Origin of the sequence: Rhodopirellula islandica (assembly GCF_001027925.1) — a bacterium.
Lineage (GTDB): Bacteria > Planctomycetota > Planctomycetia > Pirellulales > Pirellulaceae > Rhodopirellula > Rhodopirellula islandica.
In genome coordinates, this window is record NZ_LECT01000046.1 from 26,903 (window position 1) to 43,140 (window position 16,238).

General features: G+C 57.3%; 10 protein-coding genes. 4 read left to right on the top strand and 6 right to left on the bottom strand.

The window, feature by feature from the left end; translation table 11 throughout:
• Nucleotides 1–52 precede the first annotated feature (52 nt).
• From RISK_RS23780 to RISK_RS23795, 4 genes are all read left to right on the top strand, one after another.
• Nucleotides 53–1,249 carry a glycosyltransferase family 4 protein gene (locus RISK_RS23780; RefSeq protein WP_047816885.1) on the top strand — a complete coding sequence of 399 codons (1,197 nt, stop codon included), beginning with the start codon at nt 53–55 and terminating at the stop codon, nt 1,247–1,249.
• A gap of 22 nt (nt 1,250–1,271) precedes the next feature.
• Nucleotides 1,272–2,057, top strand: a complete 786-nt coding sequence (locus RISK_RS23785) for a glycosyltransferase family 32 protein (RefSeq protein ID WP_047816825.1) — start codon at nt 1,272–1,274, stop codon at nt 2,055–2,057.
• 195 nt (nt 2,058–2,252) lie between these two features.
• Nucleotides 2,253–3,896: a cyclic peptide export ABC transporter gene (locus tag RISK_RS23790; RefSeq protein ID WP_047816826.1), complete on the top strand. Its 1,644-nt coding sequence runs from the start codon at nt 2,253–2,255 to the stop codon at nt 3,894–3,896.
• Nucleotides 3,893–5,947 carry an ABC transporter permease gene (locus tag RISK_RS23795; protein ID WP_047816827.1) on the top strand — a complete coding sequence of 685 codons (2,055 nt, stop codon included), beginning with the start codon at nt 3,893–3,895 and terminating at the stop codon, nt 5,945–5,947. Before RISK_RS23790 ends, RISK_RS23795 begins: the two co-directional genes overlap by 4 nt.
• Before the next feature lie 57 nt (nt 5,948–6,004).
• Here the strand turns inward: RISK_RS23795 and RISK_RS23800 are convergent, their stop codons facing one another.
• The 6 genes from RISK_RS23800 to RISK_RS33250 all read right to left on the bottom strand — a co-directional run bounded on the left by RISK_RS23800 (nt 6,005) and on the right by RISK_RS33250 (nt 16,134).
• Nucleotides 6,005–7,480, bottom strand: coding sequence for an SDR family oxidoreductase (locus RISK_RS23800; RefSeq protein WP_236696636.1), 1,476 nt, complete (start codon nt 7,478–7,480; stop codon nt 6,005–6,007).
• Between the two features lie 199 nt (nt 7,481–7,679).
• The gene (locus RISK_RS23805; RefSeq protein ID WP_047816829.1) at nt 7,680–10,286 is read right to left on the bottom strand and encodes a WD40 domain-containing protein; all 2,607 of its coding nucleotides are present in this window, start codon (nt 10,284–10,286) and stop codon (nt 7,680–7,682) included.
• Complete coding sequence (locus RISK_RS23810; protein WP_236696637.1) at nt 10,283–11,848, bottom strand: PPC domain-containing protein; 1,566 nt, start codon at nt 11,846–11,848, stop codon at nt 10,283–10,285. The genes RISK_RS23805 and RISK_RS23810 overlap by 4 nt, the downstream gene beginning before the upstream one ends.
• Nucleotides 11,849–11,991: 143 nt before the next feature.
• On the bottom strand, nt 11,992–13,332 hold the full coding sequence (locus RISK_RS23815) for a DUF1501 domain-containing protein (RefSeq protein ID WP_047816831.1): 1,341 nt from the start codon (nt 13,330–13,332) through the stop codon (nt 11,992–11,994).
• Nucleotides 13,333–13,338: 6 nt separating this feature from the next.
• Nucleotides 13,339–15,699 carry a DUF1549 and DUF1553 domain-containing protein gene (locus tag RISK_RS23820; RefSeq protein ID WP_047816832.1) on the bottom strand — a complete coding sequence of 787 codons (2,361 nt, stop codon included), beginning with the start codon at nt 15,697–15,699 and terminating at the stop codon, nt 13,339–13,341.
• 99 nt (nt 15,700–15,798) lie between these two features.
• Nucleotides 15,799–16,134, bottom strand: coding sequence for a nucleotidyltransferase domain-containing protein (locus RISK_RS33250; protein WP_236696638.1), 336 nt, complete (start codon nt 16,132–16,134; stop codon nt 15,799–15,801).
• Nucleotides 16,135–16,238: the final 104 nt, after the last annotated feature.

Genomic DNA, 16,238 nt, shown 5'->3' on the forward strand with positions numbered 1-16,238 from the left:
GCATCTCGTCAAGTTTTTAACGGATCCCAGCCACCTTCCAATCATTTACATCGTGACTGCACAAGTAAACGACCGCACCCAACGACGAATCTTGATCGACGGCACGAAGTTGGCCGATTCTGCGTCCGATGGAATTCGTCGGTTTGTCTCTGGCCTCCTGGGGGCGATGCGATCCGTCGCAGTTCAGCATCCTGAGTGGGCGGTGGATGTTCATGTCGGTTCACGAATCATCCCACTCGCTGAGATCGATTCGTGGCTGACGCTGCCGGAACCGCAACCGACTGGTGCAGCGCAGTTTCTTCGAGGGGCACTGAACCTGATTCGATTGCGGCACCAGATGCGGACGACGCATTACGACGTCGTTCACCAGACGATGCCGAACACCTTTGACACGTTTCGTCGTTTTCGAGGCGCTCGCTTGGTCACGGTTCATGATCTTTCCCATTTGGCATGCCCTCAGTGGCAGGCTGCGGTCAACAGCGAAAGCCTGGAACGGGGCCTGCGTGACGCCATTGAGCGAAACGCTTGGTTCAGCACGGACACGGATTTTATCCGTCAAGAAATGATCTCCCGTTGCGGTCTTTCGAACAGCGCTGTCACCGGTGCCGGTTGCGATCGATCGCTTTTCCATTCGCAGTATTCGCAAGAGGCGAAAGATGCCGTGCGACCGAAGTATTCGTTGCCGGACGCCCCGTTTTTGCTTTCGGTTGGGACGTTGGAACCGCGAAAGAATTTGTTGGGGACGGTGCGAGCCTACCGCCGGTTGTTGGAAACGAACCCACAAACTCCGCTCGAACTGGTGATCGTTGGGAAATACGGTTGGGGCGATCTCGATGAGGTGTACGCCGCCGCGAAAGATTGCGATCGAATCCACTGGCTGGGCAGTGTTCCGGATGAGGATTTGCCTTTGATTTATTCTCAAGCGGAGGCCCTGTCGTATGTCTCGCACTACGAAGGATTTGGCTTGCCACCACTGGAGTCGATGAACTGTGGCGTGCCAGTGATTTACGGGGCAGGGACCGCGGTCGCCGAGGTTGTGGCGGACGCTGGTTGGGCGGCTGATCCCAATGACGTCGAACAGATCTGTGACTGTTTCGTTGAACTGGTCACTCAACCTGATCTTCGCGAAGAACGGTCTCGCAAGGCGATTGCACGGGCGGAGTTGTTTGATTGGCAACGCGTGGCCGAAGCGATGTGGGAGCAATACATGCTCGTCGCGGAAAGCCCTGCCTCTCGGTTGGCAGGTTGATGCGAGTCACGATCGCAAGCCGATGAGCGTTCCGAAAATCCTGCACCAAACGTGGAAAGATGAACGCGTTCCGGATGACTTTTCGGAATGTGTCCAGTCCTGGAGGACTCACCATCCGGATTGGCAGTTTCGATTGTGGACTGACCAAAACAACCGCGAATTGATCGCGGAAGAATACGCGTGGTTCTTGGAGACGTACGATGGCTATCCAGCGGCCATCCAACGCGCCGATGCCATTCGGTACTTCATTCTTCATCGGTTTGGAGGCATGTATGTGGATCTGGATTTCATTTGTCGGAAGCCTCTCGATCCGTTGTTGGCCGATCAAGGCTGCGTCGTCGGGATGGAACCACCTCAGCACTGTCGGCATCACCGAGTTCCCAATCTGTTGTGCAACGCACTGATGGCGTCGGCACCCGGACATCCTTTCTTTGAACGCGTGATCCAGCGATTGCCGGATTTCGTTGATCATGTCGAGAACAACGAACCGATTCTCAGCAGCACCGGCCCGATCATGATGTCGCGTGTCTTGAACGATTTTGAGACGCCCGAATCTGTCACGGTGCTTCCCTCTCGATTCTTGTATCCGTTGACGATGCACCAAGCGGCCCAGTACCGGTTGGCCGGGCACGTGGGCGTCGACCTTTCGGATGCGTTCGCGATTCACCTTTTCTATGGCACTTGGTGGAAGACCGATCGATGGGGTCGAAATTGGCGAGGCTACTACAAGCTGAAGTCTTTGATTCAGCGGCGTGTCAGCGGACTTTGGGCTCGCGTTTCTGCAGTGCGGGGCGGTCCACGCTCCTAACTTTTGGGAACGGATTGGGCAGAGAGACGATGCCTGCGGAGTGAGATTGGTCGACTTTTGTGGGGGGAGAGCCAATCGGATCTCAATTGCGACTGAGGCTGGTTCCCTGCTATATCGAGCCGCAGCGTCTCTGCCCACGCGGCCGGAAACTTGTGTTTCCCGCATCCAGCCTGAGTTACCCAACATGCTACGTCGATGAAACTGCTTCTGATCCTGCTTCGATCGTCCTGGATTTCTGGTCTGGTTTCCGGACTTTTGGGAGCGTTCAGCGGTGTGGCGAATCTCGGCTTGATCATGCTGATCCACCACGCTTTGACGGGTGACCCGTCCGAAGCGGGCTCGTTGCCGTACTTATTCGCTGGTGCGTGTGTCTTGGTCCTGGTCACTCAAGTGGCGGCCAAGTGCTTGCTTGTTCAGTTGTCCCAGGCAACAGCGGCTCGATTGCGATACGAGCTGTGCACCAAAATCATTTCGGCTCCTTTGCCGACGTTGGAATCCGTCGGATCGCATCGGTTGTTGGCCGCTCTGATCAACGATGTCAACGCGATCACGTCAGCCTTGTCCGCGTTCCCCGCTGCCTGCGCCAACGCGATGGTGTTGGTTTGTGGACTGGTTTACTTGGCGACACTGTCCGTGCCATTGGCGGGTGGGACGATTGTGATGGCGGGAATTGGCGTGTTCACGTTCATGACCGGTCTGCGGTTTGCCAACCGGCATCTGCGCCAGGCTCGGGAAGACCAAGATGAAGTGGTCAAGCAACTGCGAGCCATGATCGATGGCATCAAAGAACTCAAAGGCAACAACATGCGGTGCCTGGACTTTGTCTACGACGTGTTGTTACCAGCCGACACAAAGATGCGTCACAGCCTGATCATCGGGTCGAACATTCAGGGGTTTGCCCACAGTTGGGGACGACTGTTTCTGTTCATCGGCATTGGATTGTTGCTGTTTGCTTGGCCGCAGATCGCGACCGTGTCGACCGCGACTTTGACCGGATACGTTCTGACGATTTTGTATCTGACTTATCCGCTGGATGGGATTTTGGGTTGGTTGCCAGCAATGAATGGTGCCTCGATCGCAGTTGCCAAGATTGAGAAGTTGGGTTTGATGATCGATCAGCCTGAACAACAAACCTCGCATGTCGCACCGACTCAGTTCGAATCGCTTGAGATGCGAAGCGTGACCTATCAGTACGATTCCTCCGGCGACGAATGCTTTGCACTGGGACCCGTCGATTTGACGCTTTCGCCCGGTGAGATTTTGTTCATCGCGGGTGGCAACGGCAGCGGAAAAACAACGCTCGCGAAATTGTTGACCGGGCTTTATGTTCCCGACGCAGGTGAAGTGTGCTGGAACGGGCGGGACGTGACGGACAAAGTTCGAGCCGATTATCGCCAGCTCTTTTCGACTGTCTTTGTAGAAGGCCACCTGTTCGATCGGTTGCTGGGGATCGATGTCACACCCGGCAAGTTGGAGCATTGGATTTCTCTGTTGGGAATGGAAGAGAAGGTCGACGTGCAGACCGGTCGACTGTTGACCCAAGAACTTTCACGCGGCCAGCACAAACGTTTGGCGTTGTTGGTGGCGGCGCTCGACGATCGTCCCATCTTTGTTTTCGACGAATGGGCCGCCGAACAAGATCCGGGATTCAAGGACGTCTTCTACCAACAGATCCTGCCGGAGCTTCGCCGGATCGGGAAAACCGTTGTCGCGATCACGCATGACGACCGCTATTTCTCTGTTGCGACGCGAGTGTTGAGGGTTGTGGATGGTCGCTTGACTCATGCGACCGAGAAAGCGGCTGATTCGTTGCACGTCATCCACAGGGACGCAGCGTGATTCAACTGCATGGCCTTCGCAAAGACTATCGGGTCGGTGATCACGATCTGCCGGTGCTCAAGGGCATCACGCTGAACATCGAAGCGGGGGAATATGTTGCGTTGATGGGATCGTCGGGTTCTGGGAAGACAACCCTGATGAACCTGCTGGGGAGTTTGGATCATCCGACCGATGGCGACTACCATCTGGCCGGGATCGATGTGTCGAGTCTGACACCGTTGGAACTCGCCGCGTTTCGAAGCCAGCATATCGGGTTTGTCTTTCAGAACTTCAACCTGCTGCCGCGTGCGACCGCGTTGGACAACGTGATGCTGCCGACGATCTATGCGTCGGATGGAAGGTCACGGCGCGAGTGCATCGAAGACGCGACGAAGTTGTTGGAGTCCGTCGGTTTGGGAGGTCGACTGGACCACATGCCCAATCAGTTGTCGGGCGGCGAACGACAACGAATCGCGATCGCTCGAGCGTTGATGAACCGCCCCAAGCTGTTGTTGGCCGATGAGCCAACCGGGAACCTGGACACGGTCACGGAACAAGAAATTCTGGCGTTGTTTCGTCAGCTCAATCAAGAACACGGCATCACGTTGGTGGTGGTCACGCACGATGCGGAGGTCGCTCATGAAGCGGATCGAGTCGTGCGAATGAAAGACGGGCTGGTGGCGGAGGATGTTCGGCAACGAGCGTCCACCGTCGACCGTTCGAGACTCGCGAATTCCAGATCGGAGCCCCTGAGAGAACCGGCGACCGCTTGGCCAATGGCAGCGACTTGGAATGCGGTGATCGTGGCTGTCTTGGCGCTTCGTCGCAATGCATTGCGGACCGTGTTGACGATGTTGGGGGTGATCATCGGTGTCGCCTCGGTGATTTCGACCATGGAACTGAGTGCCGGTGCTTCCACTGCGATTGAAGAAACGGTCGCAAGCATGGGAGCCAGCATGCTGACGATCAGTCCCGGCAAAGCGTCGAGTACTGGCGGGCGTCAGCGCCCGATCCAGATTGTTCCCGACGATGTGCTTGCGGTCGCTGAGCAATGTTCCGCAGTCAAAGTTGCGGCCCCGCTTGTGTATTCCCAAGTCCAATTGGTTCGTCAGAATCGCCGTTGGAGCCCCAATCTGGCGCTTGGCACAACGCCGCAATACTTGGCGGCGCGGAACTGGGATCAGTTGGAGATGGGAACGCCATTCACGCAGGAACAAGTTCTCGATGCGGCGAAGGTTTGCATCTTGGGAAAAACCGTCGCTCACGAATTGTTTGATTCGGAGTACCCGATCGGCGAAGAGATTCGCGTCAACGGGGTTCCGCTCCGCGTGGTTGGCGTCCTCACCGAAAAGGGCGGGGATGTGATCGGGAACGATCAAGACGACATCATCATCGGACCGTGGACGACGTTCAAACTCCGAGTGAACAGCAGCACGGGCGCGACTGCTCAGTTCAGCACCTTCGCGGATCAGATGCCACCGATGCAACTGGCATCAACCCGGCGATCGACGCAGCGAGAAGAGATTCACCAAATCTATGTGGAGGCTGAATCGCCGGATCACGTGGAACTGGCTCGTCAGCAGATCACGCAGTTGCTTTCCCGCCGACACAATGTTGAACCCGCGGGTGCCTATCGCATCAACGACATCACCGAAGTTTCCAAAGTGGTCGGGCAAGTCGTGGGTGGTGTGTCCGCTTTGGGGCTGGTGATCGCCGGCGTCTCACTGATGGTGGGCGGTGTGGGAATCATGAACATCATGCTGGTCTCGGTCACCGAGCGGACGCGTGAGATTGGTTTGCGGATGGCGGTCGGAGCCAATCGCAGTGCGATCCTTCGTCAGTTTCTGATCGAGGCGACCGTGTTGTGCGTGGTCGGCGGATTCCTCGGTATTTTCGCGGGCCACATGTGGTCCATGTTGGTCGGCCGGGTGATCGGGTGGCCGACTGCGATGTCGATCTGGGCGCCGATTGTTGCCGTGACCGTTGCCGCGTCAGTGGGCATCGTGTTTGGTTACTACCCAGCCCGGACGGCGTCCCGGTTGAATCCGATCGATGCGTTGCGGTACGAGTGATCGCGAACGATGACCGGGGTTTGCAAACGGTCGGTCACGCCTCTGCCAATGCGCTGGCTAGGCACACGCGACCTTGGAAAACAGCAGTCGACAGGTGTCGATTGCTTCTCGAGGGATCTTCGTGGCAGCCCAATTGCCGTCGAGGTAGTGCCCTAATTCGGTTGGGCAAAGATCTTGGTTGGTCATCAGTTTCGATAACGCACGCGAGCTCGCGCGAATGGTGAGGGTTTTGGGGCAGGGGAGTCCATGGGCAACTTCCAATCTTGCCGACCCTTGCCGACTGACCACACGCCATTGCCCACCACCAGGACCCAGGATGTTCAGGCCAAGCAATGTCTGAGGCTGCGTCTCTGTTTGCTCCGCTTCTTCCTGTTGCATGGAGGCGACGGTTGCATCCCGCAAGTAATCGACCAAGTGGTTGATGGACGCGACCCCGGGATCGCGACGCTTGCCCCATCGATCTGCCAGTCCAAACGCGAGGTAGCGATGGACCACCGTTTCGTCGATCTCTGGGCACGGAAGATCTGCGGTGAACGCAAGCAGGTTCGAGTTGTCGAACGCTGGGTCGGTGGAGTTGTAAGACTCGTACAGAGAAACGCCAGAGAAGTAGTTCCGTTCGAAGCCATTCAGCTCGTTGCTCGGGACGTCGATGTCACCGCAGTACTGGACCCCGGTGGAGTTGAAGTACGAGCAGCAGCAGTCAATGATTTTTCGCGGCGTCAGATGAACCCGCGGAGTCAAATGGTACGTTTGTCCGTGAGCTTCCGGCGTGTCGAGAAGCCGCGACACCACGTCGGCCACCCAATCAATCGGCACGACATTGCGGCGTTCGTCTCCGGTCATGGGAAGCCGAATGGGCGTGTGCCGGACACCGTCTTGATCAGGCTCCACCATTGGTACCAGCAACGCCATCAATCGCAGGTAAGTGTGCAGCCCGTGGTAGCTGGTCGTGTGCCCGGTTTGCGAATCGCCGGAGATCACAGCGGGGCGGTAGACGGTCAGTTGATCGAGAAACGACGCTGCCCGAACAGCTTGTTCCGCTTCAAACTTGCTCTGCTCGTAGTCGTTCCGAAAGTTCTGTCCGACATCCAAGTCTGATTCATGAACCAAGTCGGTTCGGTTGCCGCAGACGTATGCGGTGGAGAGATAATGGAAGTCTCGGATGTTCGTTTCGCGGCAGAACGCCAAGACATTCTGGGTGCCGCCCAGATTCGTTTTCCACGGGTCTCCGGAGCGATCGGATCCTTGAAATTTCAGCACCGCGGCCCCGTGGATCATCCGGTCGCAGTTTTGGCGGACCCATTCGGTCGCACCCGCATTCAGACCAAGGTTGGGTTGGACAATGTCGCCTTCCAAGCAAACCGGGCGAGGCAGCTCACGCCCCAGTTCGGTCTCGAATCGTTGCAGGATCGCTTCAACACGTTCGTAAGCCGTCTTCTTTTTGCTGCTTCTCGCGATCACCGCGACGCGTTTGCCGCTCATCATCGCGTTGCGAAGCAGGTACTGTCCAACCAGACCAGTCGCGCTGGTCATCAAGGTGTATTGATGGTTGCCAATAACCATAGAGAACAGACGACACGAGGTGCCAAGAGGGCCACGGATGAAATGAGAGGGGCGGGGATGGTCGCGGGTGATTGTAGTAGCCGCAGCGAACAAGCTGCAAGGCACTGTCTCGCAAATGCTCGATCGGCCAATGGTTGTCGTTCGCGTCGGTGCTGCGGATGCAGCCTGTTCATTCATCGTCCGAAACGTATTCCATGCTTTGTTTGCCCGATTTGTCGATCCGTGTGGCTGCACCGCTCGCACCACCGACGATGAACTGGCTTCCGTCGCGATTGGAATCCAATGCGTACAGGTAGTCTCCAGAGACCTTGGCATTGGTTTCTCGAGAGCCGTTGTCGGTGCGATAGACGCGGAAGTGACTGTCGCCGCTGGCCACCCCAATGCGGTTTTCGCGGCCGACATAAACCAGTTTTGTCACTTCGGTTTTGAATCCCGTGATCGTGCGTGTGGCCTGACCGGTTTCAATGTTCCAGATTTTGACCGAGGCGTCAGCAGAAGCCGTTGCGAGTTGACGACCATTGAGGTTCCACGCGATCGAGGTGACATGGTGCGTGTGTCCTTCGAGTGTTTTGATCAGCGAGCCCGATTCAATGTCCCACAGCTTGATCATTTGATCGGCACCGCCGGTCGCCAAGATCTTGCCGTCCGGCGAAAAGCGGACACACAGAACGGTGTCGCCATGCGGGTTGGGGATCTCGCGAATCAGGGAACCGTCGGAGACTTTCCAAAGCATCAATTCACCCGCTCGCGAAGGATCTCCTCCACCGGTGGCCAGCAATTTGCCGGAAGGATGAACGTCGATGCTCAACACGCGATTCGCAAACGGGCTCGGACCGGTCGACGCACCAATGGTCTGACGAAGACTCCATGAACGGGGCGGAGCAACGAACGCCTGGGTCTCGCCGTTGGTTCCTCGAATCAGGACGCAGCGATCACCGCTGGCGATCAGTTGTCCGTCGGTCGGCAGTTCGGGCAATTCGGCCAACCAGTCGCCGGTTGCGGACCACAGACTCCATGCGTTTTGAGATGCGTCGTCGGTGTTGGCAGCGTGGGTGAGGATGCGCGATCCTGAGTCCATGACGGCGAGTGTGGCATCGGTCGCGCGAGATGAATCATGCCGTGATTGGGAAGCGGCGGCCTTGGCCTTACTCGATTCGTGATCTTGTTTGAGTTTCGCCAGGACTTGCTGATGACGTTTGCGTTCCGCCTCCAAGTCCGTTAGCCGAGCCTCACCGCGGGCCTTGATCTTCTCGGCTTGGTTGAGTTCTTTCATGGCAGCGGCGAGTTCGTTCTCTTTGGTCGCGACGACTTGCTTGGCTTCGGCCAGTTTCTCGGCGGCTGACTCGGCGGCCTGCTTGGCTTCCTCAACGCTGACCTGTTTCTCGTTACGCAGTTTGGTCTTGGTTTCGATCTCTTTGGCAATCGATTCCAAGTTCTTCTTCTCTGCCGCGACGTCGTCTTCGGCTTGCTTGACGTCCTTTTCTTGAGCCGCGACGAGTGTTTCAGCGACCAGCGTTTGCCAGTTGTCGTCTGCCAATTGAGCTGCGGCGACAGGATCCGTCTTCGCGACCTCGACATAGCTTTGATCGGCGAGGTTGTATTGCCCGATGGCTCCCGAGTCGGTGCTGATCCACAGTGTGGTGCCGTTGGGCGAGAGCGAGGCGGACACGGCGGGAGCGGGCAATTTGCCGGTCGCGGTCGCCAGATGATCCGGTTCGATCCACTGCATCGACGTGAACGCGCTTGCCGCATCGAGGGTTTCGACGTCTTTGCTGTCGACACGAACGATGCGAATCGTGTTGCCCCACTGCATCGCCGCTTGATGACCATCGCTATCCAGCATGATTCGGACTTGGGTGGGATCGTCTGTTTTGAGATCTTCAGGCAGATCGAAACTCTTCATCCACAGCCATCGATCACTGCCGACTTCCGCCACGCTCAACTCTCCACGACGTGAGAGCGCCGCCAGATGAGTTCCGTTGGCATTCATCGCAATCGCCAGGGTCTCGTCTTGATTGATCGTGGGAATCGTGGCTGGTTCGAACGGTGTTCTCTCCCAAATCTTGACGTTGCGATAACCCGCCGAGATGAGTTGGTGGCCGGTTGGATCGAAGAACAAATCTTGGACGAAGTCATCGTGAGCTGGCTTTGCTTCTTCGCCTTCGACGATTGCAAGCGTTTCAATCGGTTCAGAGGACTTGGTGCCGAACACACGAATCTGGTTGCCAAAACTGACCGCGGACAATCTTCCGTCGGCGGTCATGGCTGATCCGTAAACCGTCTGCAATTCGGTCGGTAGTGGTTGCCAGTTTTGTTCTGCCGGAACATCGGTGGTTTGGTCGACGATGGCGCCGGATTGGATCCAACGCTTTAGCAAAGCGAGCTCCATCGGGTTCAAAATGGATGCCGAGACATCGTTGTCTTCTGGTGGCATCACGGGATCATCCGCGTGGGACGCGAGCAGGAACAGTCGACTGCCCGCGGCGTTTCCGGGAACGACAAGGTCGTCCAATTCGGAGGTTCGAATCTGTTCTCCGGATTCCAGGTTCACTCCGCCTTCGTCGTCGCTGGTGTTGTGGCAGGCAACGCAGTTCTTTTTCAGGACCGGTGCCACGTCGCGGCTGAAGAGGACTTCATGTCCGTCGGGCAAGTCGTCGATTGGGAGCGTGTCTGCGCTCACTTGGTTGGGCGTGCCGACGATCGAATCAAGTCCGACGCTCCACTCAAAACTCAGTGCCAGCACGACGAGCAAAGACTTGGTGGCTGGACGGATCATGGCGAGGCTTCTTTTGCGGGGGCAGGAGGAACGGTGAGCCAGAACTCCGTCAGTGGGATGGATGGCCGCAGACTGTAGGTGGCCTCGATGGTTTCTTCCGTCGGCTCGTCATTCGCGTCCAAAATGGTTCCCTGGATTCGAAAGCGACCGTGACCGATCGCATTGTCCGCGGCGGTCAGTTTCAGTTTGACCGTCTTGGCGGTGTCGCCTTTGGGTTCGGAAACCACGGCGTCCGATTGGATCCCTTCGGGCAAATCCGTCGCGGCGATTTTGACTTTTGAGTTGAAACCCGACTTGCGATTGACGGACACGCTGAGTTGCAGCGGTTTCGCTTGAGTGACCACAAAGTGATCTTCAGCCATCGAAAGTTGGCACTCCGGTTTCAATTCGCGAATCGACAATTGATAGAAGTGTCGAGGGCCAAATTCACCCAGCATCTCGGAGATCGCGACGTCGATGGTTCCATCCTCGGCCGCGGTGAAGTCGACTCCTGCGTCGTAGCCACCGGACGACATGTCGTCGTTGCTGGCCAGTGTTTTGCCTGACTTTGAGTCCGTGATCGTGAGCTTGGAATCGAGCAGAAATCCGTCGGCCTTGGAACGGACTTCGGCGTGGTACTTGGTTCCTTTGTTGGCCTTGAATTGATAGTGATGCGTTTCATCTGCTTTCAGGAAGTGACCGAACAGCAAAGCGGGCAGCGTTCCATCGAACTCGCCACCGGGTAAGACTCGATGAACCGATTCATCAACGGGTGACACCCAAGACCACCCCAAGGCATCGGGGATCGTCGCGACGGGAGGCGAGAGGCTTTCGGTGATGTTTGAGACCGTCGCGATGGAATCGTCGAGGTTGTAGCCAAACGCAACGGCCTTCTCTTCGTTGGCAGCAACATGATCGACAAACGGGCCGGTGGTCACGTCCAACGTGTAAATGAATGAGGCTGATCCCGCGTAGCCGATCGTGCTGTTGGGCGTTTCGGGGAACGCGAAAGTTCGGATCAGGAGTTCTTGATCTGAGTCAGCGGTGAAAACGATTTGCGGGTCCAATCCACGGGCATCGTCGGAATGGAAGAGCACGTTGCCGCGAAGGTCCGTCAACTGAAGCACCGCGTCCATGGGTGACTTCAAGACTTGGTTCGCGGTCGCCGAAACGACCAATGTCTGGCCCGCTTTCAATGACACGCGGTAGGCATCACTGTCGCCGCCCTTGGACAAACGGCCGGCGACGACGATGGGAAGTTCAATTGGGTTGGCTTCCGATCGTTTGTCATTGGGTTCCGTCTCAGAGAACACGTCGACGGAGGAGAGGATCAGCGGAACCAACGCGGTCATGGACTGATCGTCGTGGAATCGGATCCATGCGACTCCCGGTGCTGCATCGCCAGCGACTTTGACGGTCAGCTTGCCGGAGTCCTTGCCAGCCGAGATGGAAAGCTGGTCGACATCGCAATCGATGTTGGGCGGCCAGTTAGGAAAAGTGCCTTCTGCGGTGACCGCTGTTTCAGCACCAACGGCAACCGCCGGCGGGAACACTCGATCCAGCTTGATTTGTGCGTGAGCCAAGTGCGGGGTGAAGCAGCATAAAACCCATGCCCACATCAGGCGACGATGAAGTGCGGCAACGATCACGGAGCAACACGCACTGCGTGAACGAAGGGTGGTTTCGTAGACGCACCTGTGGTTGGTTGAATTCAATGAGTGACGCACTAGCTCATCAACTCGGTGATTGGAGTCGCGTCGCTGACCAAGTGTGTGGGGCGTCCTTCGCCGGTGTACATCATTTGGCCCGGATCGATGCCGAGTTTCTCGTAGATGGTCGACACGAAATTTTCTGGCGAGAGGACTCGTTCGACCGCCGCGTAACCTTGTCGGTCGGTCGCCCCGATGACTTGTCCGCCCCGCGTCTGCCCGCCTGCGAACACGACGCTCATCGCATTGGACCAATGGTCGCGTCCGCCGCGTTCGTTGATCTTGGGTGTCCGTCCGAACTCACCCAGGACAACGACCAAGGTGCGTTCGAGCATGCCCTGTTGTTTGAGGTCGGAGATCAACGCCGCAACCGTTGCTTCGAAAGGCGGCAGTTTCTTATCGAGTGCATTGAAAATGTCGACGTGATGATCCCAGCCACCGCTGTAGAGCGTCACGAAAGGAACGCCGGCACCGACCAATCGCCGAGCGAGCAAGGCTTGCTGGCCAAACGGGTTTCGTCCATAGGCATCGCGGACTTCGTCGGATTCTTGGTGAATGTCGAACGCGGCTTGGGCTTCTTTGCTGCTGATGATTTGCAGGCTCTGCTGATAGAACTCATCGACTGCCAAGGTTGGATCGGCGACGCTGGCGTCATTGAAACGCATCATCGTGTCGATGCGTTGGCGGATCTGTTGTCGGGAACTGAAACGGCCGTCGGTGAGTCCTGTGGGGATCGTGACATCGCGCACGCGAAAGCTGGAACTGTTCGGATTGTCAGGAACGACGAACGGTGCGTACTTGCTGCCGAGGAAATTCGGTCCGCCCGAACGCGACATGCGGGGCAGAGAAAAGTAGGCGGGGATCCCGTGGGGGGCGCCGATCTCTTTGGAGACCACGCTGCCGAGGCTGGGGTGAAAACTGACGAACGCACCACAACCAACCGGAATGCGAGGCGGGGCCCCGGTCATCATGTAGTGATTGCCGGCACCGTGGTTGCCCTGGTCGTGCCGAATCGAACGGACGATTGCCAGGTCATCGCTGATCGCCGCCATCTTTTGCATCGGTTGGGCGAACTGGATGCCGGGCGTTTGAGTCGCGATGGGCTGGTAGGCACCACGGATCTCGACGGGCGCATCTGGTTTGGGGTCAAACGTTTCGTAGTGACTGGGCCCACCGTCCATCCAAACCAAGATGCAGGCATCCGCCTGAGCGTTGCGACGGCGGGAACCGGAGTTCTCCGACGCGCGAGCTTGCGCACTCAAGGCTCCTGATAGGCCTCCGCCAATCAGTCCGCCAAGACCCAATTTCAGACCGTCGCGGCGCGTCAGTCCTTCACAGTTTGTCCAAGTGTTCGACATGGTTCATCAGTTTTGAATAATAAACTCAGGCGAATTCATCATCGCCCACATCAAGTCCTCAATCACACGCCGACGACCTTCATCGGTGGTTTCCTTCTGTTCTTTGTCGCCGCTTTGATTCGCCGTGTCTTCCTTGCTGGCAGTTTTCTTGCTGGAGTCGCGAATCAGTGTCTCGGCATAGCTTCGTTCTTCGTCGTTTGGCATTCGCGAGAAGATGGCCAAGTACAAATCCGTCACGATGTCCGCGGGTGATGAGTCACTATTGGCCAGTCTCGCGGCACGACCGGAATCACTTCGGACACGTGCGTCGAGTTCCCTTGCGTTCATCAGGTGCAACGTTTGAGTGACGGATGAATCAGGGATGCGTTCGCAGGGTGGATCCTTGTTCTCATCCGGTCTGCCAAACGTATCCAGGAACGTCGAATCGATCCGGTGCGTCCAGACTTGGTTGGCTCGCGATTCGGGGGCCAACGCGGAAAACGATTCGGATGTTTCGGTCACGTCCGCGACCGCTTGGGCCAGCACTTCGGCTCGCAACCGATGGCGGTAGTGACGGGAGTAGTTCAGTCGGTCGGCCGCGTTGGTTTCGTTGGGAACGGAACTGAGCGAGTAAACGTTGGACAGGACGATGGTTTTGATCAGGTCCTTTTGATCAAAACCGGATTGTTGAAAGTGTTCGGCCAAGGCATCGAGCAGCGCTGGGTTGCTGGGCGGATTGGTGCTGCGAAGATCGTCGACCGGATCGACGATGCCTCGACCCATCAACTGTGCCCACACGCGATTGACTTGAACCTGAGCGAAGTAGTCGTTGTCCGGGGACGTCATCCATTCCGCGAGAGCCTCTCGTGGATCCGAGCCCTCGGCCACGTCGGCGGTGCCAAACAGAGGTGAGGGAGGCAGCACTTCGTCGGTCACGGGATGCTTGACGCTGCCCTTGGTGGAAACGTAAACGATCTCTTCACCACCCGAGATCGGTGGCGACAATCCTTTGCCTTTGCGGCCGACTCTGCCGAAGTAGGCGGCGAAGGAATAGAAGTCGTGTTGGCTCCATTTTTCGAATGGATGATGGTGGCACTTGGCACATTCCAAACGAACGCCGAGAAACAGTTGGCTGACCAGCGTGGCGACTTCATCGGGACTGCGTCGATCTCGGAACAGAGTCACGGCGCCGTTGTGCCACGTGCTGCCTTTGGCCGTGATCAGACGTCGTGCAAACTCGTCGTAGGGAACGTTTTCTCGGAACTGCTGACGGATCCAGTTGTCATAGTTCAGGACCGCTTTGATCCCGACACGATAGGGATTGGGACGCAGCAGGTCGGCCCATTGGTTGGCCCAGTGATCGATGTATTCCGGTTGATCGAGAAGTTGGTCGACAAGCTTCTTGCGTTTGTCGGGATCTTGAGACTCAATGAATTCGCGAGCCTCGTCCGCCGTCGGTGCTCGTCCGATCACGTCGGTGTACACACGTCGCAAGAACGTTGATTCGCTGGCCGGATCGGAAACCTGGATCTGAAGTTGATTCAGTTTGTCGTGGACCAAATCATCGATGAAGTTGGCACGCGGTTGTTGGTCGTAGAATCCTTCGGGCAACTCCGTCGTTCGTGGGATGCTGACGTTGGCCACACAAATGTGATTCATGTAGCGGGCCATCACGGCGGTCTCGCCAGGAATCGGTCCGGCAACGAGTTTTCCCGTGGCATCGACCGATGTGATTGCGGTGTCGTTGGAAAGGTAGCCGGTCATCGAGGTGACATCTCGCTGGCTGCCGTCGCTGTAGCGAGCCAAGACAGCAAGCTGAGCTGTTTCGGATGGCTTGAGTAGAAACTCGGTCTCAGCAATTTCGACGGAAGTCAACGTGGGTTCGTCTTCCAGTCGACGCGGTGCTCCTTGGCGAATCCAAGCGGTCAGTGTCTGGTAGGCCGGCGAGCCGACTTCGATTTTTCGCCCGCCACCATGAGGCAATTCTGCCGTCGCTTTTTGAACCAACAAACTGGATTCAGGAGCCCGGATGGTGAGCCGCCGTCCGCGAGCCTGTCGGGCAATCGCGTCATAATCGAAGTTGGAATCAAACCCCAGCAGCGAAAGTTGGAACCCATTCTGTCCGCGTTGTTTGCCGTGGCAGGCACCTGCGTTGCAGCCTTGAGCGGCTAGGATCGGTTGCACGTCCAGTTCAAAACTGACCGGCGTTTCCACGCTGGCGGGCAATTCTGAGCGGTTCGGCAGCGTCGTATTGGACGCAGTCGCTGGCTGGGTCGGATCCGCGAACACTTTGCCGGGGCCGACAGTGCTTTGATAGACAATCCCCAACAACGTCGCGGCGATGGCAACGTGAATGGGCGACAACCTTCGAGAAAGGCGATCTGACATGGCGGGCGGGAGGTGGGTGGGGTCTGGGGAGGGACCCTCAGCATAGCCGATTGCGGAACTCCGTTGGGGACTAATTTTCGCCCGTGCCAGATCGCCTCTCTATTGCTCGCCGCAACCGTTCAACCGAATTCGAACCAGCAGATCGTTCAGAGCCGGGCGGGCGGAGGGGGTTTCCGGCAGTTCTGACTGCACGTGGGCCTCCTCGAGTTGCCTGACCAATCGCTCAAATTCATGCGCGTGGAATTCGAGATCGGCGGCATCGAGCGTCCCTTTTTCGGGCCCGGTTTGCTTGCGAACGATCAATTGGTCGTGATGAATGGCCGCTTCAAACCCGTCGCTGAATTTGACGCGATAGGCGTGCGTGCGATCCACCGGTGACCGCACGACCACGCCGACCGCTCCCGCAGGATGAGCGATTCGATCGTTCGACGTCATGATTTCTTTCTGCGCGACGACCTGGGTACCAGGCGAATGGATCAAAGAAGGGTTGGGTGAATGGGCCATTGGATTTGACTGGCACGATGAAAGGGGGAGGGCTT

Coding starts and splice junctions, on each gene's coding strand:
- RISK_RS23815 (WP_047816831.1), bottom strand. CDS start 13,332: ATGTCGAACACTTGGACAAACTGTGAAGGACTGACGCGCCGCGACGGT.
- RISK_RS23820 (WP_047816832.1), bottom strand. CDS start 15,699: ATGTCAGATCGCCTTTCTCGAAGGTTGTCGCCCATTCACGTTGCCATC.
- RISK_RS23800 (WP_236696636.1), bottom strand. CDS start 7,480: ATGACCAGCGCGACTGGTCTGGTTGGACAGTACCTGCTTCGCAACGCG.
- RISK_RS23790 (WP_047816826.1), top strand. CDS start 2,253: ATGAAACTGCTTCTGATCCTGCTTCGATCGTCCTGGATTTCTGGTCTG.
- RISK_RS33250 (WP_236696638.1), bottom strand. CDS start 16,134: ATGACGTCGAACGATCGAATCGCTCATCCTGCGGGAGCGGTCGGCGTG.
- RISK_RS23785 (WP_047816825.1), top strand. CDS start 1,272: ATGAGCGTTCCGAAAATCCTGCACCAAACGTGGAAAGATGAACGCGTT.
- RISK_RS23805 (WP_047816829.1), bottom strand. CDS start 10,286: ATGATCCGTCCAGCCACCAAGTCTTTGCTCGTCGTGCTGGCACTGAGT.